General features: G+C 69.0%; 18 protein-coding genes and 1 pseudogene. 1 reads left to right on the top strand and 18 read right to left on the bottom strand.

All coding sequences use genetic code 11. The features are described 5' to 3' along the window. Window positions 1-61 precede the first annotated feature (61 nt). The 7 genes and pseudogenes from IO29_RS23480 to IO29_RS23450 all read right to left on the bottom strand — a co-directional run. Window positions 62-520 carry a hypothetical protein gene (locus IO29_RS23480; protein ID WP_033226252.1) on the bottom strand — a complete coding sequence of 153 codons (459 nt, stop codon included), beginning with the start codon at window positions 518-520 and terminating at the stop codon, window positions 62-64. Further along, the gene (locus tag IO29_RS35675) at window positions 517-1,497 is read right to left on the bottom strand and encodes a hypothetical protein (RefSeq protein ID WP_051718287.1); all 981 of its coding nucleotides are present in this window, start codon (window positions 1,495-1,497) and stop codon (window positions 517-519) included. The genes IO29_RS23480 and IO29_RS35675 overlap by 4 nt, the downstream gene beginning before the upstream one ends. Before the next feature lie 66 nt (window positions 1,498-1,563). After that, window positions 1,564-1,887: a hypothetical protein gene (locus IO29_RS39650; protein WP_234307599.1), complete on the bottom strand. Its 324-nt coding sequence runs from the start codon at window positions 1,885-1,887 to the stop codon at window positions 1,564-1,566. Window positions 1,888-2,165: 278 nt separating this feature from the next. Next, window positions 2,166-2,510 carry a hypothetical protein gene (locus IO29_RS23465; RefSeq protein WP_030381416.1) on the bottom strand — a complete coding sequence of 115 codons (345 nt, stop codon included), beginning with the start codon at window positions 2,508-2,510 and terminating at the stop codon, window positions 2,166-2,168. Between the two features lie 190 nt (window positions 2,511-2,700). Beyond that, complete coding sequence (locus IO29_RS23460; protein ID WP_030381415.1) at window positions 2,701-3,471, bottom strand: hypothetical protein; 771 nt, start codon at window positions 3,469-3,471, stop codon at window positions 2,701-2,703. A gap of 26 nt (window positions 3,472-3,497) precedes the next feature. Beyond that, entirely contained in the window at window positions 3,498-4,310 is an 813-nt protein-coding gene (locus IO29_RS23455) for a hypothetical protein (protein WP_030381414.1), read from the bottom strand. Window positions 4,311-4,397: 87 nt separating this feature from the next. Beyond that, window positions 4,398-4,871, bottom strand: a pseudogene (locus IO29_RS23450) (HU family DNA-binding protein); the annotation flags it as partial. Window positions 4,872-5,177: 306 nt separating this feature from the next. Between IO29_RS23450 and IO29_RS23445 the strand changes: the two are divergent. Next, a complete protein-coding gene (locus tag IO29_RS23445) occupies window positions 5,178-6,779 on the top strand; it encodes an ADP-ribosylglycohydrolase family protein (protein WP_234307598.1) in 1,602 nt (533 codons plus the stop codon). Window positions 6,780-7,174: 395 nt separating this feature from the next. Here the strand turns inward: IO29_RS23445 and IO29_RS23440 are convergent, their stop codons facing one another. The 11 genes from IO29_RS23440 to IO29_RS23390 all read right to left on the bottom strand — a co-directional run bounded on the left by IO29_RS23440 (window position 7,175) and on the right by IO29_RS23390 (window position 19,711). Then, complete coding sequence (locus IO29_RS23440; RefSeq protein ID WP_030381411.1) at window positions 7,175-8,533, bottom strand: hypothetical protein; 1,359 nt, start codon at window positions 8,531-8,533, stop codon at window positions 7,175-7,177. A 259-nt stretch (window positions 8,534-8,792) separates the two neighbouring features. After that, on the bottom strand, window positions 8,793-9,566 hold the full coding sequence (locus IO29_RS23435; RefSeq protein WP_030381410.1) for a GP88 family protein: 774 nt from the start codon (window positions 9,564-9,566) through the stop codon (window positions 8,793-8,795). Next, entirely contained in the window at window positions 9,559-10,032 is a 474-nt protein-coding gene (locus IO29_RS23430; protein WP_030381409.1) for a hypothetical protein, read from the bottom strand. Before IO29_RS23430 ends, IO29_RS23435 begins: the two co-directional genes overlap by 8 nt. A gap of 54 nt (window positions 10,033-10,086) precedes the next feature. Beyond that, window positions 10,087-10,593: a hypothetical protein gene (locus IO29_RS23425; protein WP_030381408.1), complete on the bottom strand. Its 507-nt coding sequence runs from the start codon at window positions 10,591-10,593 to the stop codon at window positions 10,087-10,089. 250 nt (window positions 10,594-10,843) lie between these two features. Continuing rightward, window positions 10,844-11,272 (bottom strand): hypothetical protein, encoded by a 429-nt coding sequence (locus IO29_RS23420; protein ID WP_030381407.1) that lies wholly within the window; start codon window positions 11,270-11,272, stop codon window positions 10,844-10,846. Between the two features lie 159 nt (window positions 11,273-11,431). Beyond that, complete coding sequence (locus IO29_RS23415) at window positions 11,432-11,899, bottom strand: hypothetical protein (protein ID WP_030381406.1); 468 nt, start codon at window positions 11,897-11,899, stop codon at window positions 11,432-11,434. Window positions 11,900-11,913: 14 nt separating this feature from the next. Beyond that, window positions 11,914-14,172, bottom strand: coding sequence for a hypothetical protein (locus IO29_RS23410; protein WP_030381405.1), 2,259 nt, complete (start codon window positions 14,170-14,172; stop codon window positions 11,914-11,916). Further along, the gene (locus IO29_RS23405) at window positions 14,172-16,640 is read right to left on the bottom strand and encodes a hypothetical protein (protein WP_158713250.1); all 2,469 of its coding nucleotides are present in this window, start codon (window positions 16,638-16,640) and stop codon (window positions 14,172-14,174) included. The genes IO29_RS23410 and IO29_RS23405 overlap by 1 nt, the downstream gene beginning before the upstream one ends. A gap of 137 nt (window positions 16,641-16,777) precedes the next feature. Continuing rightward, on the bottom strand, window positions 16,778-17,179 hold the full coding sequence (locus IO29_RS23400; RefSeq protein WP_234307597.1) for a hypothetical protein: 402 nt from the start codon (window positions 17,177-17,179) through the stop codon (window positions 16,778-16,780). Between the two features lie 79 nt (window positions 17,180-17,258). Continuing rightward, entirely contained in the window at window positions 17,259-18,374 is a 1,116-nt protein-coding gene (locus IO29_RS23395; RefSeq protein ID WP_030381402.1) for a DUF4417 domain-containing protein, read from the bottom strand. Further along, window positions 18,371-19,711 (bottom strand): ParB N-terminal domain-containing protein, encoded by a 1,341-nt coding sequence (locus tag IO29_RS23390; protein ID WP_030381401.1) that lies wholly within the window; start codon window positions 19,709-19,711, stop codon window positions 18,371-18,373. The genes IO29_RS23395 and IO29_RS23390 overlap by 4 nt, the downstream gene beginning before the upstream one ends. Window position 19,712: the final 1 nt, after the last annotated feature.

Genomic DNA, 19,712 nt, shown 5'->3' with positions numbered 1-19,712 from the left:
GTACCTGCGGAGACCAGGGCGGGTGCGGCGGGGAGGCCGCACCCACCGGGGGAGCGGGGGATCAGGGCTGGGGTTTCGAGGCGCGTGCGGCCTCGACGCCCGCCGGGGTGAGGAAAGGCCGGTGCTTCGGGCCAGTGCGGCCGTCGTCGCCGTCGGTGGGCTGCGGGGTGCCGGTGGCGTCCCGGTACTCGACGAGGGCGAGGCGGGCGAGGGCGGCGGCGGTGGGCCAGCTGACGTTCCGCAGCGCGCCGTCCTCGTCAGCGGAATCGATGGCCGCCAACTGCGATTCGTTCAGGATCGCCCGCCGCCCGGCGCCGGTGATGACGTACGGTCCGACGCCGTGCGCCTGCGCCGTCTCCGCTGGCAGCCGGTAGCCGTCGGCGTCGTTGCGGTAGACCAGGCCGTCGTCCAGGTAGGCCTGGAGCGTTGCACGGCTGCCGTGTGACGTGAGGTGCCCCTGAGGGTGAGCGCACGCGGCCCGGAGGTGCTTGGGTGCCGGCGGATAGGTCTTGACGGTCATCGCGGTCCCTCCAGCGTGAGAGTCGGCGCCGGGAGTGCGGCTGCCTGCGAATCGATCGCCACCGCCTTGGCCTTGCGTCCGCAGCCGGGGCGTGCGCACCGTTCCGTCGCCCGCGGGTTGGGCCACCGGCACCTCGGGCAGCTCCACATCAGCCCCGCCGAGACCGCCAGCGAGTAGACCACCGCTTCCTGCTCCGGGTCGGCCGCGTCCAGGAGCTGCTCCAGCACAGGGGGGTGCGGGGCGTGGTGGTTGCTGTCGTCGAAGACGACGGTGTCGTCGACGACGACGCGCAGCGGCACGGTCCCGTCCGGCCGGACGACGTGCTCGGGGTCGGCGCTGTCGGTGTGGACCGAGACCCGCACGACGCCGTCCTTGGCGTCCAGGTAGCCGAAGACGAGTACGCCAGCCACCTCGCTGCACGACGGTCCGTCGTCGTCGGCGGCGTAGAAGACCGCGCGGCGGTTGAGGGCCTCGGCTGTCACGTCGTCGGGAAAGTGGAAGTTCAGGGGTACTGTCCGCGAGCGCTGCTGCCGTCTGATCTCGTCGGGATACAGCTCGTAGCCCTGATCGGGCACCGCGTCGCCGTCGGGGCCGTAGTAGAGGTCGATGGCCTCAGCGTCGTCGGCCGGAGGCTCTTCCGGCACGTCGCCCTGGCCGCCTACGTTGTCCCAGCTGCTGCGCACGTGCGCGGCGAGCTCCGCGAGCGCGGCGCCCTTCGTGGCGTACGGCTCCGTGGTGTCTTCGTGGCGGGTCCAGATGCGCAGCATCCAGACCTGCTCGCCCGGGCGGGGCCCCAGGAGTGCGGAGGAGGCCGGGGACCGGCGGCCGGCGGCTTCGGCGACGATCTCGGCGTGAACGCGCTGGGCGAGCTCACGGTAGTGCGGCGGCAGTTCAGCCGCGGACGGTGAGTGGGCCAGGGTGCCGGCGATGCGCACCAGGCTTTCGATGTCGGAGGGGCGGAAGCGCTCAGCAAGCATGGTCATCCTCGTTGGTGCAGCGCCCGGCGGGCATGGGCGGGCCCGCCGGGCATGGAAGGGGGAGGGCTACGCGCCCAGTTCCAGGAGCGCTGTGATCAGGGCAAGGCCGCGCTCGCGCTCGGGGGAGATCCGCACGCGGCGGATGCGCTTGGGGTCGGAAGGAAGCTGGATGCCCACGGCGGTGCTGTGGGCGTCTCGGCGCAGCTCGTACTGGTCTGCTGAGAGCATCCAGGCGTCCCAGTCGTCGGCCTTGCGCCCGGCCCGCACCTGGGATTCCGCTGTGGGGGCCGTCGCTGGGCAGGAACAGGCCGGGTCGTCGCACGGGCGGCCCGCCGGGTGCTGGGCGATGACGCCGCCCGGCCGGTAGGTGGCGCTGGTGCCGTTGAGCATCGGGCACGCCTTCTCCGAATACATCAGGCACGGCGGGTGGAGTCCCGGTTCTGGCGCGTGCCCAACGCTCACGTCCATTGGACGGACCAGCACGTAGAACCACCGCCCGAGAGGGCTTTCGCAGATCTGGCACAGGCCGTTCTCGAAGGCCCGGGCTCGCTTGCCCGGGTCGAGGCCGCCGAAGACCGGCAGTCCGTTGTGCTCGAACGAGACGTACGGGACCACCAGACCCCCGTGGGTGGGGCGGTGCGCGCACGTTGCGGGGATCGCCGGGGCGCTCACTGGGAATCACCGCCGGAGAGCTCCCAAGAGGGGCGGGCGAGTTCGACGAGGAAGGTGTAGGCGGCGGCGCTGGCTTGGAGTACACGCACGACGGGGAGTTGCCGGTACCGGCTGAGGAACTCGCCGATGGTCAGTGCGGTGTGGTGCGAGTCGTCGGGGTAGGCGCCGTGTTCGAGGGGGACCAGGCGGTCGCCCTGGTGCTGCGGCCAGGTGTACGCGGCGAGGAGCATGGCCTGGTCCCAGTTGTTGGGGTTGGCGCGGACCTTGATGAGCTCGGCGCCCGGCACCAGTTCTCTGAGGGTGTCGAGGGGCGGCGTCCGGCGCGGGTGGGGGCTGCTCATACCCATGGCGGTCTCCCAGTACGAGGCGGGCGATTCGGCGGCCCGGGGCGGTGAGATGAGGCTGCGGGATTCGCCGCGCGCCTGTGTGGTGGCCTGGCGGCCGCCCTCATGGCGCCGGCGAGGACCGACGTACGGGCTGTGAGGGATGATCGGCTGATCAACCAGACAACACCACACTACACATTGAAAACTAGATACGCAACACGATGGGGCGGGGTGCCCTTCCATTTCGTTCGGACACGGTGAACCTGGCTGACAGCAGCGCCGCGCAGAGCGCCCGGATTCCGCCCCGCTCCCACAGCTCCTGAGACTCGGGCAGCGACGCCGGCCACCACTGCACCGACACTTCTCCGTTCACCACGTCGACGGCGACTCCGTAACCGTCGTTCTTGCTCCAGTCGGCCATGCGTACGTGCGGTCGCAGCGTCTCAACTGCACTTTCGTAGAGGCGGATCGCCTCCTCTTTGGCGCTCCGCGCTGCCTGCCGCAGTGCATTCGCCTCCGCTGCGGACACCGGTCGGTAGACGGTGCTGGTCTCCTCGTCCTCGGCGAGGAGAACCAGTGCTCCGCCCTGCGCCGCGAGCACGCGGTCACGGCCGGCCCCGGTGATCAGCTCAAGCAGTTGCTCCGCTGAGACGGTTGTGGCGGGTCCGCTCTCGGGAACGGTGGTAGCTCGGTAATGCCCGTGCCGCACAAGGTCTATGGCGTGTTTGACGTCCAGCATGGCGCGGGCCAGCTCGGTGGCGCCGGGCTGCCCGTTCGCGGCGTCGCGGGTCAGCCGCTGCTGGACTTGGGTCGCTTCGCGCTCGTCGGGTTCGTCGAACTGGCTACGGACCACCTCCCGTACGGCAAGATCGATCACTTGCGCCAGGTACCCAGCCCTGAAGGACCTGCGGCGGAGCAGGCGAAGTGCCAGCTGCTTGGGCGAGTTGGTGCGCACGGCGGCTGAATCCTCGGACACGAAGGGAGTCCTCCTCGCTTCGCCGGTCACGAGCCGGACTGGTGGATATACGCGGTCCACGCCTCGTACTCGGCGGCGGTGAGAACCGGGGGCGGGTCGATGGGGGCGCGCCCGAAGCACTGGTCACAGGCGTGTGCGTTCAGTTCGGCGCCGGTGGCGTCAGTGCCACGGCCCGACAAGACGGTGCCGCAGATGGGAAGGTCCGCTGAGAACGGGTCAAGTCGCAGGTGCAGGTCCTGGCCGTGGAGGACCGGCCGGACAACAACGGACTCCAGTTCGGGCGCGGGGCCGAAGTGCCCCGCCAGGAACCGTACGACAAGGGCGTGAGCTGCCTGGGCCCGCTCGTCCAGGGTTCGGGTGTCGGCCGGCAACAACTCGACGACCCGCAGGGATTCCTGCATCTCCGCGGTCAGGCGGTCGATGAGGGCCCAGCCCTCGGCGAGGAACTGCGGGGCGTCGCCGCGAGGGTCGTCGCTGCGCTTGCCGACCCAGATCCACGACAGGGGCACGAACGCGGCGAGCTTGCTGAGCAGCTCGTAGCAGCGGCTCACGGCCCACGTGGTGTAGGTGCCGCATGGGCTATGACGGCAAGAGCCGGCCGGGGCCTGGCAGGCGCGCAGTTCGAAGCGGAAGCCGAGCTCGGTCGCGTCGCTCCGAAGGATGCCGAGCTCAGCGACACCGCCGTTGCGCCGAGTCCGCGACCACCAGGCCGGTTCGCCGTCCAGCAGTGGGCCGGGTTCGGTGCTGGACCCGAGCTCCTGCTGCTCCGATGAGCGGGCAGAGGCCAGAGTACGGTGAGCAGAGACGACGCGGGCGCCGTCGATCACGAGGTAGTTCATCAGGATCTCTCCGGTCCGGCCGGGCGCATCAGCGCCCGGCCGTCGAGCAGGAACGCCGGGAGGGTGGGACCCGGCAACGGCTGATCAGGCGAGCGCCTTCTTGGAGAAGGTCTTGACGGGCTTCTTCACCCCGGCCTTCATGGCCGGGCCCGTCTTCTTGGCCGCTGCTCCGGCGTTCTTCGGGGTGGCCTTCTTGACCGTTTCCTTCTTCATCACGGCGGGGGCGCCGCCGGTGAGGCTTCCCTTGGGGGCCTTCTTGACGGAGACCTCGCCCTTGGGGAGCTTCTTGGCGCCGCTGACCAGGTCCTTGAAGCCCTGCCCGGCCCGGAAGCGGGGGATGGAGGTCTTCTTGACCAGCACCCTCTCGCCGGTCTGGGGGTTGCGGGCGTAGCGGGCCGGCCGGTTGACCTTCTCGAACGAGCCGAATCCGGTAACGGAGACGCGATCTCCGGCAACGACAGCGCGGACGATGGCGTCGAGCACGTGGTCGACAGCGTCGGCGGCCTGCTGGCGGCCGCCCATCTTGTCCGCGATCGCGTCGATGAGCTGGGCCTTGTTCATGGCGTAACTCCTGTGAGTTGGCGTGCACTTCGATGCCGGACATAGGGCCGCTGACATTCAGGGCGCGGTGCCGACGAAAGGAATGGGGGCGCGTCACCCAGGACGGTCTGAGCGCCTCCGACAGCAATCACAGTACACATTGAAAAGAGAACACGCAACGCTAATCGTCATGTTGACGAAAGCTGTTCGGCCGTGCCATTCTGACGTAGCGACAGCGGGTTTGAGCGCGAAGCGAGTTGACGCCGCACTCCCCGCCCCCGCCCTTCTCAGACCACGCACGCAGCACATGACCTCGGGAGAACACCCGTGAAGACGAAGCCCGTTGACTCCATGACCCCCACCCTGGCCCCGGCGTCGCACCCGCTCAACGTCCACGCCACCGACCGCGCAGCCGGCGTCCTCCTCGGTGCTGCGTGCGGTGACGCCCTCGGCGTGCCCTACGAGTTCGCCCGCCGACTGGGCGCCGAGGAACGGCCCGCCATGATCGGCGGCGGCCTGGGTCCCTACAAGCCCGGCGAGTACTCCGACGACACCCAGATGCACGTGTGCATCGCCGCCGTCGCCTCCACCGGCACCGACCTCACCAGCCAGACCGCACTCGACCAGATCGCCCGCAACTTCCACCTCTGGCGCGACGGGGGCGCCACCGACATCGGAAACCAGACCAGCAGCGTCCTTCGCGCCGCGAAAACCCACAAGACGGGCACGCCCGCCCAGGCCATGACGGCGGAAGCTGACGCCTACACCGCCCGCACCCGGTTCAGCGCGGGCAACGGCTCGCTCATGCGGACCGGCGTCGTCGCCCTCGCCTACCTGGACGACGTGGACGGAATGGTCAGGGCCGCCACCATGATCAGCTCCCTCACCCACAGCGACCCCGAGTGCATCGAGGCGTGCATCCTGTGGTGCTCAGGCATCCGGGTCGCCGTGCTGGAAGGAACCTTCGACGGCGTCCGTGACGGCATCGCGCTGCTTCCCGGGGACCGGCAGGAGATCTGGCACGCGAGGCTGGACGAGGCGGAGGCGAACCCGCCGCACCACTGGGACCGCAACGGGTACGTCGTCACCGCCCTCCAGGCCGCGTGGTCCGCCATCACCCGCACGCCCGTTCCCGAGCTGGCACCGGAGCGTGGATCGTTCCCCGCCCAGCACTTCCAGCTCGCCACCGAAGCGGCCGTCCGGGCGGGCAACGACACGGACACCGTAGCCGCGATCGCAGGCGCCCTCCTGGGCGCGCGCTGGGGCGTCTCGGCCATCCCCCTCGCCTGGCAGCAGGCCGTGAACGGCTGGCCCACGATGTCCGGCCCCGATCTCGTCCGCCTGGCCGTCCTGACCGCCCGCAAGGGCATGGACGACGGTGACGGCTGGCCCTCGGCCCCGCGCGTCAAGATCCCCGGATACGCCGGAAAGGGCTACGTCGCGCGGCACCCCGCCGACCCTGGCGTCCTGATCGGCAACCTCCCCATGACCGAGACCGAGTTCGCTGGCGCACCGCCCGTCGATGCGGTCGTGTCGCTGTGCCGCGTCGGACAGGGGCCGATCTTCTCCCACGCCGCCGTCGAGCACGTCCGCGTCTGGCTGGTCGACAAGGAAGGCGAGAACCCCAACCTTCACTACGCCCTCGACCAGGCGGCACGCCAGATTCTCCGCCTCCGCAAGGAGGGCAAGCGGGTCTTCGTCCACTGCGTTGCGGGCCGCTCGCGCACCCCCGCCGTGGCGGCCGCCTACAGCACGCTTCTGGGAACCGACCCCCGCACCGCCCTGACGGAAGTCTGGGAGGCCCTGGGCAAGCACTGGTCCCTCCTGGCGCACCCGCAGCTCCACAACGCCGTCTACGAGCTGGCAGGGCAGCCGCCGAACACGCCGAAGCCCCGCCCTCGCCGCCGCTTCTTCCGGAAGCGCACCTGACCCGGGGCGCCATACCGCTGGGCGTGGCCTCCACCCGGAGACCGCGCCCAGCGGTGCCCTATGGGCGACGTCCCTGCCAAGGACAGAAACTGGCGACGGTCACCCCGAGCGGACGGGGACGACGCATGAGGCAGGCCGCGAATGGATCCACCGCATCACGGCTCTTGCCGAGCCCCCGTCGGTACGCACGACATCGCAGCCGTGTCCCCGATCGGACCTCACCTTGGCACGGCCGCATGCAGCAGTACGCGAAAGCCGAGAGCCCGCCAGTCGTCTGACTGGCGGGCTCTCGCGCTTCCAGTGGCCGTCTGCCCTGCCGGCCGGGTTGCCAGGCCGGCTCAGCGACCCGGTCACGAGCAGGTAGACGCTCCACGGGACAAGGCCATGGAGGCTTCCTAGCTCCTGGGGCCGAAGCGGCCGGGCCCCCTGCGGCTGAGGACGAACCTGTAGACCGTCTCCCGGTACCAATGATCTTGAAAGACCCGAGGCTTCTTGCCGTCTCCCGCAGTCCGGTCGGCGAACGGGATTTGTCCCCGGGAGTGGTAAGCGTGGACCGTCTCGCGTACGAGGGCCTCGCCACGGGTGGCCATGCCCAGCACCTCGGCGAAGTCGTCGATGTCCAGCAGGTCCCGTGGATCCCCTTCGGGCAGTTCATGGACCAGCGCCGGCCCGGTTCCCTTGAAAGCCGCCCAGACATGCGGACGGTGCTTCTCGACCCACGCGTCGACCTCGCGCGGGTCGTACATACGCGGCTGCGTACGCCGCGGCGCCGGGAAGGCCTGGCGAACGACCTTGCCTCCCTCGCGCTTCTCCTTGACGTTGGTCCATTGGAGGCCGGTGTACTCGGAAACGCCATACCGCGGACCGATCATCTCTGCGGTGAGGTGCGCCTGCTCGCCCTGCGCCGCGGCGGCCGGCTCCGCCGAGGCCGTCGGCTCGGCGAGCTCCCTCGAGACGGCGGCGTCCTCGTCGGTTGCCGATGATCCGGCCCACGCATGGCCGGACAGCTCTGCGCGGCGCTGGGCCTTGGCCCAAGTCCGCTGGCGGTTCTCGCGCATCCACTCGTCCACCTCGGCCGCGCTGTAGCCGAGTTCGTCGGCCTTGGGGAATCCTGCAGCGCGGATCCACCCCCGGGCCGTCTGCCCGCTGACGCCGTACGTGGTCGCGATGGCATGGGCGTCCAGGTGCCCCGTGCGCGCGGTGGCTGAACGGCTGGGCAGCGCGCTGCCGGCTGCAGGGGTCTGCTCGCCGGCCGGCGGTTCCTCGGCCTTCGTCTGCCGGCGCATGCGCCGCGGGCGGTTCACGAACGCGTAGGCCGTCTCGCGAAACCACATCCGCTCCGTGACCTCCGGCGTTTTCCCGTCTCCGGGCACGCGGTCAGGGCCGGGCATCTTCGGCGGCTTCTTGGACATGTAACTGCGCAGGGTGCCTTCCGGCACTGGCTCCGTCCGCCCGAGGGCCTTGCCCTCCCAGGCACAGATGTCCGACAGAGTCACCAGGTCCTTCGGGCCGCCGGCGGGCAGGCCGAACGGGTTGTCCGAGTCTTGCCCTTTCGCCCAGTGGACCGGAAGGTTTTCCTTCAACCAGGCGTCCACCTCAGCCGCTTCGCGCACGAGGGTCCGCCCAGGGCCGGCGGGCCAGCCCTCTGGGAAGCCCGGGAGCGTCGTCCAGTAGGTCACCGTGGCCTCGTTGGCCTGGTACTTCTCCGCGATGTCCTGTGTAGTCACCAGTTCATCTGCGTCGGCGGGAATCACCGTTACTCCTTGTCGGACCGGCAGTGGACCCGCAGGCCGTGGTCATGGTCCCGCACGTGGGGACCTGGTCGGTCGAACTCGAGGTGGAGCCAGCATCATCGGTTCGAAGACGGCGCCGGCCTCGATCGCGCAGGGGGAGGCACTAAAGTACATCCCGAGAGAACAATACGCAACGTGCCCGCGTGCCGCCGCACGCCGACGGGGGTGTCGTCGGGGCCGGGCGTATGTCCACCCGGCCCCGAAGACACCCCCGCGGGATTTAGTGCGCCAGCGTGAACCTCTGGCCCGCACGTTCGTTCTTCGCGCGCAGCTTCTCGTCGCGCGCTCGCTGAAGACTGCCGAAGGTCTCCCGCCCCTGTTTCTTGAGAAGGTGAGGAATCCGGTTCGCCGGGATTCCGACGAGAGGGGACTCGCTGAGGACCGACAAAAGGTCCGACTCTGTCTGGTCGGTGTATTCGGCGGCGATCAGCGCTTCTACGTCGGGGAAGACGTCCGCATGTCTTTCGGTATTCAGGTCGATAAGGTGATCTTCCTTCCCTCCGAGGCTGTAGCACCAGAGGAAGTTATCCGGCGCGTCGTTCACGACGAGCCGCTTGAAACGGCTGATCTCCTTGGTGTAGCAGTAGAAGCGCACGCCCGGTGAGTTGCGCATGATGCGCATCCAGGTGAGAAGGTAATCGTCGGAAAAGAACTCGCCTGAATCGTGTACACGAATCCACTTGCCGGTGTACCGCTTGTGTCTCAGCTCCTCCGTCATCTGCCTCTCGAACTCCTCCGGAGTGTCCCGACAGAGAAGGAGATTCCGAATGTGTGCTGCGCGTACGTTCTTGAACCTGTACGTGCCGACTCTGGCGTAGCACAGCTGAGCGCATACACCTGCCTGAGGGCAGACGTTGAAGTGGCTCCCGTCGGGCAATTCGATGACGAATGCGGGAAGCGTCCAGTTGAAGACGCCGATCCTCCTCAAATCGGAGTTTTGAGTGAGGAGCCATTTGCGTGTGGTGCGGCCGGTCGCGCTCGTGCTCTCAGGCATTGTGATCATTCCTCGTGGGCAGAGTGGGGTGGGCGGGTGAATGGCCGGGGCAGTCGAGGTGCGGGCGGACGCACGCGTGGATCCCGAGCGCGGTCACTCCGCCGTCGGCCCGCGCGAGCACAGCGAGCCCCTGAGCAATGGCCGTGCGCGCGCTGCGCTGGTGGTGGCCGCCGTACTGGGCGTCGTCACCGTGGCTGGAAATCAGGTCGACCGCCCGCGCCGCGAGGCGCTCGATGTCGGGTTCCGAGACCTCTCGCAACTCGGCGATGCACAGCGGGACCATGAACAGCAGCCACGTCACCCACGTCGATGACGCCCCCGTCGCGGCGTTTCCGGGGGCGGTGACCACCCGGCCGAAGGGGCCGTGCGAGTCAGGGACGGGCTTTGGGCCCGGTTCGGCCCGCCCGGGCTCATCGTCGGCGCCGGCGGGAGGAATGGTTGTCGTCATGGTGAGGGACCGCTCCATGCAGGGCGCCCCCGGCTGATACAGCCGGGGGCGCCAGGGATAGGGGAAACGCGGTCAGTTGCCGCGCGCGAGGCAGTCGGTGGCGTGCGCCGGGGAGGTGCGGAGGCGGGGGGATCCTCCGAGCGTGTCGCGCGCCTGGAGGAGGTAGTCGCCCAAGTCCTCCAGGGAGTTGATCTCCTCGGTGGGCACCGGCTTGCCGCACTGGGCGCACGGGGCGATGACGTCGAAGGTGAGGCGGCCGCGGTCGTTGTAGGTCGCGAGAAAGTCCAGCGTCCTGTCCGCGAAGGGGATGGTGAGCGCGACCGCGGGGAAGTGCCGGCCATTCGCGACGAGCGGATGGGTGTCGTCGTTCTGAGCGCGGATGCCGACCGGGCGGTCGAGGGAGTGGAGCGAGAGGCGGTGGCGGAGCACTGCCTCCACCCAGCGCAGCTCGGCGTCCTCGCTGTGGAGGGCCGGGTCCGGGCCGACCTGGCCGGCCTGACCGGTCCGTGCGCGCTTCATTGCGGCCTGTACGGCCGCGGTCTCGACGTAGTTGAACGGCTTCCTCATGGTGCTCGGCATGGGGTCTCCGAGAAGGATTGGGCCCGTGGATTGCACGCTGGTACGTGCGTCGTGGTCACAGGGGCTTGATTCGAAGGCCGCGAACAGCGGCTCCGGTCGGCGGCATCGCCCGCCCAACAGGAATGACACTACACATCGAAATGCGAATAAGCAACACTCGGGGGGAAGGGGTGGCCGGCCAGTCGCTGCGCCTAGGGGGAGTCGTACAGGTAGGCAGCGGCATGGCCGGCCGGCTCGGTGCGGACGTGACCTACGCGGGCGCGGCGGCGAGCTGTCCGACCTTGTCGAGCAGGAGCTGAGCACGGGCGAAGGCGGCCGTCTTGTGTCCGTACGAAGGAACGACCAGGTGCATGGTCTCGTGCGCCAGCGCGCGATCGGCCTCCTCGCGCGTGGTCACCAGCCCGAGGTTCATGGCCATCAACGGAACCTTCAACCGTGCGGACTTCGGGCCCAGGTACACCTGGGCGGCATAGTGCGAGAGGTAGGGCATGCCGCTGACCGAGGCGTACGCCGCGAGGTCAGTGACGAGGTGGAACTCGCGCCCGGACACGGCCGAGAACATCTTGGCGCGCCGACGCAGCCAGTGCACGTCGACGGGAAGGTCGCGCTCGTGTTCAGGCAGCGGGCTCCGCAGGGCAGCGTGCCGCTGTTCAGTCACCGGATGTGCTCGATCTGCCATGGTTCTCCTCCTCTCGAGTGCGGTCCGGCACATGCGTCTACATCGTCCAGCCGGCCATCCCGGCACCGGGGCCGGCCGGTCATCTCTCGGCTGTCGGGCCGCGAGGACATCATGCCAACACGCCCCCCGGCCGCCCTTCGGCAGCGGCGACGAGGCCGCTCACGCATAACGTCCGTGCCAGGAGTCGGCGTCCAGCCGCTCGAGTGCGGCCTCCTCCTCGGGGGTGAGACGGTTGGTGAAGTCGTCCCAGCGAATCAGCTCCTGAAGCTCAGGGCCGTCGGCCGGCTCTATCCGCGCCTTCTGCCCCGAGGCCAGGTCTATCTCCACCCCGTCGGCCACGAGATCGGCCCGCACCACCGGAAGAGATCGCCGCCGAGTCAGGCCGAGGTTGAACAGGTATCCGCCCCCGGTGTCCTGGCCGCCGACCAGAGGCCTGATCCACACGACCTGGTCGCCGTCGTCCTCGAAGCGGTGGTGGCGAGCGAGAGCGGCGCGGAAGACCTCCGTCCCGTCGGGGTCCGACACGACCAGGCGCGCGCCGGCGTCTACCGGGTCACCAGTAGGACTGTGGTTGCCGGCGATGAGGTCCGAGAACCGCTGGCGCCACTGCTGCTGCGTTGCTGTCATCAAGTCGCTCCTGATCAGCTGTAGTAGTCGGCTTCCGTGCACAGGACATCCTCGACGGGCTTCCCGCCCAGCTGTGTGATACCCCGAGAGGTGAGGGAGGCGAGGATGCTGCTGCGCTCCGCGGCGGTGTGGCACACGATCCGGCTGGGGGCCTCAGCCCCGAGCAGGTCGATCCCGTTGCGGAACATGATCTCGTTGCTGCTGCCGGTGAACTTGGCGATCTTCATCGGGTCCCGGGTGATCGCCCCCGCGTTGTAGTGGCCGTGCGCGGGGTTGATGGCGCCGTAGTGGTCGCCGTTGTAGGCGTAGTAGTCGCTGCGCTGCATGAGCACGCTCGGGTCGTCCCAGATCAGCCGTCCGCCGCCCGGCTTGGAGGGCGTCTTCTTGACGCGCAGGAACACCGAGTTGGCGCCACCGGTCATCTTGTCGGCCTGCTCACTCATGCCGAGCCCGCCGCCGATGCCCATCACGGCCCGCTTCTCAGTGGAGGCCAGGACCCCGGTTCCGAGGAGGCTGGCGAGATCGCCGCCGTTGAGATTGTGGGTCAGAGACCGGCCCTTGAACGCCTCCTGGACTTCGGCCTTCTTACCGGTCACGTCGAAGCGCGACCAGGTCAGCCACTTCCCTCCGGTCGAGGGCGTCGGCTCGTAGCCCGGGCTGGCCGCCAGTTCGGCTCCGCTGGCGAATCCGGAGGCCTTAGCGACGGCGTCCCGGACGACCTCGACCTTCATCGGCAGCACCTTGTGGGACGCCTCCAGGTGGATCCTCTTCATGGCCGTCTGCAGAGCGTCGCTGTCGAGACCCATGAGGGACTCCATGCGCTGGTGCACGATTTCCTGAACCTGGAGATCCTGGAGACCCTGAGCCGTTTCCATGGCGGCCTTCATGCCGGGGGCACCCTCCAGCCCCTGGGCCTTGATGTTGTTGGCCAGGTACGTCCACTCGCCCTCGGCTGCGGTCATCGGCTTGTTCATCAGGTGCAGCTGTTCCAGCCGCTCCACGAGGTCCTTGCCGTGGCCGGCGCCCGCAGGGGCATGGACCTCGAGCTGCCCCCGTAGCGAGTACTCCGTGGTCTTGGGATCGTTCTCCTTGTAGGGGCGATAGACAGCCTTCCAGCCATCGCCCATGTCGATCTCGTACTCCGTGCCGTTGGCGGAGGAGCGGGTGACGCCGTCCCACGAGGTCTGCCCGGTTTCCGGGTTCAGGTTCGCTTTGATCCGGCTGGCCTTGCGGACCGTCGCGGCGAGCGTGCCGGGTTCCGGGTCCCCGTTGGGCACGGGTATCTGCTTGGTGACCATCTTGGTCGCGGTCACCTCGTACGCGTCCATCCACGGCATGGGCGCCCCGCCGTTGTCGATCTTGTCCTTTACGACGTTCAGCTGGTCCATGTAGTGCTGGGCCATGGCCTTCTCGTCGTCGCTGATCGACGGATCGTTGAGGACGGCGGAAACAGCGTCGACGGCGGCCTGGTGCTTGGCGATCGACGCGTCCGACATCGGAGAGCCGGTCTTCAGCTTGTGCTGCACCGAGCTGACCGCGGTCTTGGTCAGCTCGGCCAGCTTCTTCTCTTTGTCGAGGTCGAGGCGCTCCTTGACCTCCTCCTCCACCTGGATCTCCTCCATGTGCGTGCCGGGGATGCTCAGCGCGTCGAGGAGCTTCTCTTCGGCCTCCTCGGAGATGTGCGTGAGCAGCACCTCCCGCGGCCCGTCCGGAGAGTCGTAGGCGACCAGGGTCGCTTCGGAGTTGATGAAGTCGTCGCCGCCCACCAGGATCGGCGTGCCGGTGGGCTCGCCGACCGGAGGCGCCGCTGGCACCGGTGTCAGCGGAGGGTCCGTTTCCTCCTCTTCCTCCTGGACCTCCTCGATGTCCTCGGCCTGGAGCAGCACAGCCTGGTCGGCCGGCGGCTCCTCACCGCTGCTCTGCAGCTCCTCTTCGGCCACGACACCCTCTGCCTCGGCAGACGCCTCCTCCACTTCGTCCTCAGGCGGCGGCGCGGACACGACAGGCTCGGGAGCAGATTCAGCGCCGCCCAGGAGCGCGTCGAGATTCGCCGGCGGAGTCTCGTCGACCGGAAGTTCCGCAGGGGGAGCCGACTCGACCTCGGGGAGCTCGGGCACCTCGAACGCCTGGCCCCCCGCGGCCGCGCCCGTGAGGTCAGTCCCCTCGCCCGTAGCCGGCGCGCTGGTGATGTCCAACGGGGCGGCAGGGGCCTCGGCGAGCGCGGTGGGGCTGACCGCGTAGCTCTGGTGGCTCGACTTGGATCCGGTTCCCATCAGTTACCACCGCCGTGCTTGAGGGAGGCGCCTGAGGGGAGGCCCAGCTGCTTGACGAAGAAGTCGGAGAAGTTCTGGCGCAAGTTGTTCTTCCTCTCTACGGCGTGGTCGAGGAACGCCGTGGCGATCTGGTCGTGCGTGACCTGGGACTGCGGGATCTTCAGGGCCTTGGCCGCTCGGCTGCGCATGTGCGGCACCCACGCCACGCCGGCCTTGGCGCCCTCGTGGGCGGTGGAATGCAGGATGGAGCGCAGCTGCGCGTCCGGCATGGACTCGAATTTCTTGATCACCGGGTGTGCGGCAGCCGGGTTGATCTTGACCCCGTTGGCGAGACCACCGCCCAGGGCCGCCTGGTAGAGCTTCTGGTGGACGGGGGTGAACCCGCCTCCGCCGCTGGGGGCGTAGTCGACCGACAGCTTGTCGGCGCCGAAGTGCTTGAAGGCCTGGCCGCGGTCGATCTGCACGAGCCCGCCGGAGGGCGTGGCCAGCCAGTTGTCCTGGTGACCGTCGTGCTCGCCGACGAGCCACGACCCGACGTGCGACCGGACGATCGCGTCGACCTGGAACTGAGTCCACTGGCTCGGGCTGGACGTGAACGGCTTGGCATCCTTGAGTAGCGGCTGGATGGAGCCAGCCGTGCCGTCGGCCTTCTTGTGGTGGTACACCGGCACTGCCGGTACGCCGCCCAGCGACAGGACGTGAGACGCGGCGGCTTCGGTGTGCCCCAGAGCACCGCCGTGGTTGTGGTCGGCCTTGAACATCCACTGCGAGCCGTCAGGGCCAACATGGACGGTTTTGGCGTACGTGCCGCCCAGGTTCGACGCCTTGGTGCCAGACCCGAAGTTCCAGCTCGCGACCTCCTTGGCGTCGACACGGGCCGGCAGGTCCTGACTGGTCGCCTTGGCGTGCTGTACCGCTGCCATCATGGCCTGGACGTTGGCGTTGAACGACCCCGGCTTTGGGGCCTTCGCTGGCTTCGCCTTGGCGCCGGTGCTGTTCGATGGCAGTTTGCTCGCCAGGGCTTGGACCGCCTCGTCGGAGGCCAAACCCGCATCGGGCTTCGCCGCAGGCGCCGCCGCGCCCGCTGCCTTGGCGGCCTTGGCCGCCTCCTTCTTGGCGACGTCCGCGGTGACCTTGTCCTTGATGGCCTGCTGGTCGTACTTCTTGTTGAAGCTCGCGGCGATGTAGTTCTGGACCTGGGCCCGTGTGGCCTTGGCGTTGTTGTCCATGCCCAGCTCGGCCGCGACGGCGCGCAGGTCGGAGAGCTTCTGCTTCGCGGCCCACGCCTTGAAGTCGCTCGTCAGATCGCCAGAGTGGAGGTGCTTCCCCGGTCCCAGGGCCGGGTGCTCGGCGTACGGGGTGTCGCTGGCGCCCCCCTGCTGGGTGTAGGCGTACCAGCCCTTCACGTCCATCTGCATGTCCTGGACGTCGCCGGCGTTCTTCGCCCACGCGGCGATCGCCTGCGGCGCGCCCGGGTCGCCAGCCGACGGCAGGTTCAACGGCTGCCCGCCCTCGGGAGCCATCGCAATGTGAGCGGCGTAGCCGGCGTCGAGGTTCGCCAGCTGCTCCTGCCGCTTGACCGCCAGGGCCTTCAGCGACTCCACTTCGCTCTCGGGCGTGTTCGGCCGCATCAGAGCCACAAGCTGGTGGCCGCCGAGATGCATCGCCTCGGTCTCGCTCAGCTGGCCCGAGGCGAGAGCCTCCTGCACCGAGGGCTGGACCACCTTCGGGTGCATGTACGTGTGCGTGAGAACCTCATCGACCGCCAACTTGGCCTCGGCCTTGGTCTTCGCCAGGTCCTCGCCGAGCTCAGGACAGTCGGCTGAGGCCAGCTTCTGCTCGGCCGCGAGCATCGTTTGCAGGGCCTCGGCCCGCTGTTCCTGCCACTGGGGCCCGTAGGTCTTCGACGCCTCGTTCCAGGCGTCGATCGACGCGGTTACTGCCTGGGCGGAGGCCGCGACGTCGTCCGGCGTGGCCTTCCACGCGCCGCCACTGAGGGGCGGCTCGGTGCCCTCGATCTCGTGCAGGTCGGCGAGCGTCATTCCGCCGACCGTCTTGCCCGCGAGCAACTCGTTGTACCGGTTGAGCGCCGCGGCCTGGATCTTCTCCTTGGACGGGATGTCGCCCGGGTACGCGGGGTCGAGCCAGTGGACCAGGGGATGCTGGCCCTTGCCGGACAGGCCCACCAGCGCAGGGTGCTCGAAGCCCTTGGCCTCGGCGATCTCGCGCAGGTCATCCTCGTCGAGCGAGTTCAGGTACGCGAGCGTCTGCGCCTTGAGCGCCTTGGTGTGGGCCTCGATCTCCTCCTCGGAGGCGCCTGCTTCCTTCAGCTTCTCGATGGCTTCCTGAGCCTGCTCGACCTGGCCGACGAAGAGGTCGTACCGCTCCACCGGGTCGGTCGGGACTGCGTCCTCGAAGTCGATGGCGAATGGAGGGTCGGCGATCTCCTCCATGAGGTTCATTGCCATCAGGAGGTCGGCCTTGGCTTGGACTTCTTCCTCGGACATCGCCTGCGCTGGCGCTTCGGCCACTACGTCGTCTGCTTCGGACGCCGTGGTGGGGCCCACCGCGTAGGAGGCGTGGGAGGACTTGCTGCCCGTGCCCATCAGCCGTCACCCCGCGGCGGGAGCGCAGGGATGACCTCGGCGAGCAGTTCGTCAAGAACGAGGTCGGCTGCGTGTGTGAGGTCGAGCGCGCCTTCCGGGACGTCGGCCGGCTCGAGCGAGCACGCGCCGCCGGAGTGCGCGATCCAGCGCTCGATGTCCTCGCTGGTGGTGGTCTGGCCCAGGCGCTCGCGCCAGGGGTCGGCCTGTTCGTAGACGAGGGGCACCCAGCGCACGACACGCTCGGCCGGCTGTCGGCTCTCGTCGAGGCCGAGCACGGCGACGGGATCGACGGGGAGGCCGAGGGTGGGGTGCCAAACGAGCAGAATCCACAGTCGCCAGGCCGGAGCGGCCGTCGACAGCTCCGCGGTCTCGGCGATGGTGGGGTTGGGTTCGGTGTTCACGGGGGCTCCTCCCAAAGGTCGCTTCACCTGCTACAGGTGTGGGAGGAGCCGCCGGTGTGACAGTGCGGGCGAAGAAGTTTCAGCGGCTCGGCAGGAGCGAGGCCATGTACTGGACCGTCGCGGCGAAGGCATCCTCGGTCCGGGCATGGACGTCCTCGCGGCCGTTGGGGGTCATGATCGCGCCGTGCAGGGCGTACTGGTGCGGGTTCTGGGAGATCAGCGTCAGCCGGGAGCCGAAGATCTGGACCATCTCGGCGATCCGGTTGGCCCGGGACAGGCCGGTGAGGATGACCGGCAGGTCCTCGGGAAGGTTCTCGGCAAGCCAGTGCAGGCCGGGCCGCTCCCAGCTGTCCCAGTCGGCGTTGTCACGGACGGTCTGCACGTTGATGGCAATGGCGGCCGGCTGGGTGTCCTCGATCCACGAGAGGTAGCGCTGGAGATCCTCGAGCCGGAACCAGTACACGTTCGGCACGACGTTCACACCGGCCTCGGCGAACTCCTGCGCGAGCAGGAGAGATCGGCGCATGTTGAGCAGGTGCTCCGTCCGCGGCCAGTCGCCATAGATCGAGTAGTTGCAGGAGAGCACCAGGTCCCATTCCTGCTCCGCGATGCGTTCGACGAGCCTGTCGCGTCCGCGGCGAGTCCAGAAGGCTTCGACGAGCGGGTCCTCGCCGTAGCCGACCAGCACGGCCTTCTGGTGGTCCCCGAGCGCCAGGGCCTGGCGGGCGGTCTGCTCGGTGAAGCGCTTGTAGAGCGTGTGGGTGTCGGGCGAGAACACGCGTCGCAGTCCGACGCCGTAGGCCGGCCAGTTCAGGCTGGCGTCGAGCTTGGTGACCGCGGAGCCGTCGGTCATGGGGATGAAGGATGGCAGGCCGTCGGGCAGCGTGCTGTCGACGCTGATGTCGTCGAACGTCAGGGTGCCGCCCACGTCGGCCATCCACCCGGCTATGTCGGTACGGCTCCCGCACCGGATTGGGCACTTGCGGGTCACGCACGCGTTCGCCGGCGCGTCCGCCTCGGCCGCCGAGCACCCGCAGAACCGGCAGTCCGAGTTCTGGCCGGTGCACAGGGGCTCAACGGTCGCCGGGCCTCCCCGGCCGTCGGGTCCGGCGTAGAAGGCGCAGCTGTTGCAGTCGCAGCCGCGGCCCGGAAGGGGCACGCCGACGGTCGGGATGGGCAGGGAGACACTGGTCATGCTGCTTCGCTTCCTTCGCTGATTGCATCGTGGTCCGTCGCGCCGTCGATGGGGGCGTCGTCGAGGTGGGTACTGAGTTCGCGCAGGGCGAGGAGCAGCGAGCCACGGTCGTACCGCGCGATCTCCTTGCCGGCCCGGACCTCGGCCAGCAGCCCCCGGATCCCGTCCAGCGCGGTGCGGATCGTGTTCGACTCCACAGCCGGTCGACGCGGGGGCCCGTCGGCGGGCATCGCATCTGCGGCCGCTGCTGGCGCCGCGGGCGCCAACGGATCGCCGGGCTGTGTGACCTCTGGCACCGTGCTTGGGCCGAGTGCCGAGGGATCTCCAACGCCCTCGCCGTCTTCGGGTTCCGCCTGGTCCTCCGTCTGCGTGGGCACCCGGGTGAGCTTGGCCCGGCGGCCGGCGTTCGCCGTGTCCTGCCGCTCTTCAGCTTCGGCGATGATCTCTTCTGGTCCGAGGTCGGGGTCCTCCAGGCCGACGTTCACGGCGGTCGGCAGCAGGTGGAGCCGCTTGGAGGACTTCAAGGCGGCCCAGATGCCCTCTGCAGCCTGTGCCCGGCCGTTGCGGAGCTCGGCGAACCGGATCCGGGTGTTCAGACGGATCGCGGCTTCGTCCATCGCCTCGGTGAGGTCCCGGGGCAGCGCGCGGAAGGCACGTACGAGCTCGCTGGCCTTGCGTTCGTTGAGCTGCAGCCCGAGGCGGTCCAGCACCTCGCTCCAGGGGGCGGCGCAGGAACTGTCGGTGCCGCGAATCTTCTCCAGGGCAAGGAACCGCTCGGCCGGGTCGGGGATCGCGTAAACCTCCTGTGGCACGGGCTTGCCGGCCTTGAGGAGCTTGCCGACGAGAATGGCGCACCGCTGGTACAGCAACGCGGCGGCCTGCTCCCCGGGGCGGAGGGGCTCGCGGGCGAAGTTCTCGACGAAGCGCCACATGTGGCGCTCCTCCTCGGACAACGGGCCCGGGCAGACCACAGCCGGCAGGGCCTGGAAGTGCGGGTTGTCCGGTCTGTTAACGGCGCCCCAGCGCATGGCGCGCAGGCGGCGCTCCCCGGTGACCAGGCGGATCGTCGGCGCCTTGCCGTCGACGACGATCTCCTCGGCCAGGACCGGCTCCAAGAGGCCGATGACGGACATGGAGGAGATCAAGTCGGCGAGTTCGGACGGCGGCAAGGAGTCGGAGGGGTTGCGGGCGTGGGGCTCGGTGAAGGGCGCGCCCTGGCCGCGCAGCGGCAGCATCTCGAATCGCCGCTGCCGCAGCTTGACGCTGCGGTGCAGGATCTCGGTGAGCCGGATCATGCTCCCGCCGTCGGGCGGGACCTCGAGCGAGGTACTGGTCATG

This window comes from Streptomyces sp. NRRL F-6676 (genome assembly GCF_000725625.1).
Lineage (GTDB): Bacteria > Actinomycetota > Actinomycetes > Streptomycetales > Streptomycetaceae > Streptomyces.
Note: the sequence above shows the minus strand (reverse complement) of the source record. Positions and strands in the feature narration are given on the sequence as shown.

Bases quoted from the DNA above. Each gene is read 5' to 3' on its own strand.
- IO29_RS23415 (WP_030381406.1), bottom strand. From the start codon at position 11,899: ATGACAGCAACGCAGCAGCAGTGGCGCCAGCGGTTCTCGGACCTCATC.
- IO29_RS23480 (WP_033226252.1), bottom strand. From the start codon at position 520: ATGACCGTCAAGACCTATCCGCCGGCACCCAAGCACCTCCGGGCCGCG.
- IO29_RS23430 (WP_030381409.1), bottom strand. From the start codon at position 10,032: ATGGAGCGGTCCCTCACCATGACGACAACCATTCCTCCCGCCGGCGCC.
- IO29_RS23420 (WP_030381407.1), bottom strand. From the start codon at position 11,272: ATGGCAGATCGAGCACATCCGGTGACTGAACAGCGGCACGCTGCCCTG.
- IO29_RS23405 (WP_158713250.1), bottom strand. From the start codon at position 16,640: ATGGCAATGAACCTCATGGAGGAGATCGCCGACCCTCCATTCGCCATC.
- IO29_RS23395 (WP_030381402.1), bottom strand. From the start codon at position 18,374: ATGACCAGTGTCTCCCTGCCCATCCCGACCGTCGGCGTGCCCCTTCCG.
- IO29_RS35675 (WP_051718287.1), bottom strand. From the start codon at position 1,497: ATGCTTGCTGAGCGCTTCCGCCCCTCCGACATCGAAAGCCTGGTGCGC.
- IO29_RS23465 (WP_030381416.1), bottom strand. From the start codon at position 2,510: ATGAGCAGCCCCCACCCGCGCCGGACGCCGCCCCTCGACACCCTCAGA.
- IO29_RS23435 (WP_030381410.1), bottom strand. From the start codon at position 9,566: ATGCCTGAGAGCACGAGCGCGACCGGCCGCACCACACGCAAATGGCTC.
- IO29_RS23410 (WP_030381405.1), bottom strand. From the start codon at position 14,172: ATGGGAACCGGATCCAAGTCGAGCCACCAGAGCTACGCGGTCAGCCCC.
- IO29_RS23425 (WP_030381408.1), bottom strand. From the start codon at position 10,593: ATGCCGAGCACCATGAGGAAGCCGTTCAACTACGTCGAGACCGCGGCC.
- IO29_RS39650 (WP_234307599.1), bottom strand. From the start codon at position 1,887: ATGCTCAACGGCACCAGCGCCACCTACCGGCCGGGCGGCGTCATCGCC.
- IO29_RS23390 (WP_030381401.1), bottom strand. From the start codon at position 19,711: ATGACCAGTACCTCGCTCGAGGTCCCGCCCGACGGCGGGAGCATGATC.
- IO29_RS23455 (WP_030381414.1), bottom strand. From the start codon at position 4,310: ATGAACTACCTCGTGATCGACGGCGCCCGCGTCGTCTCTGCTCACCGT.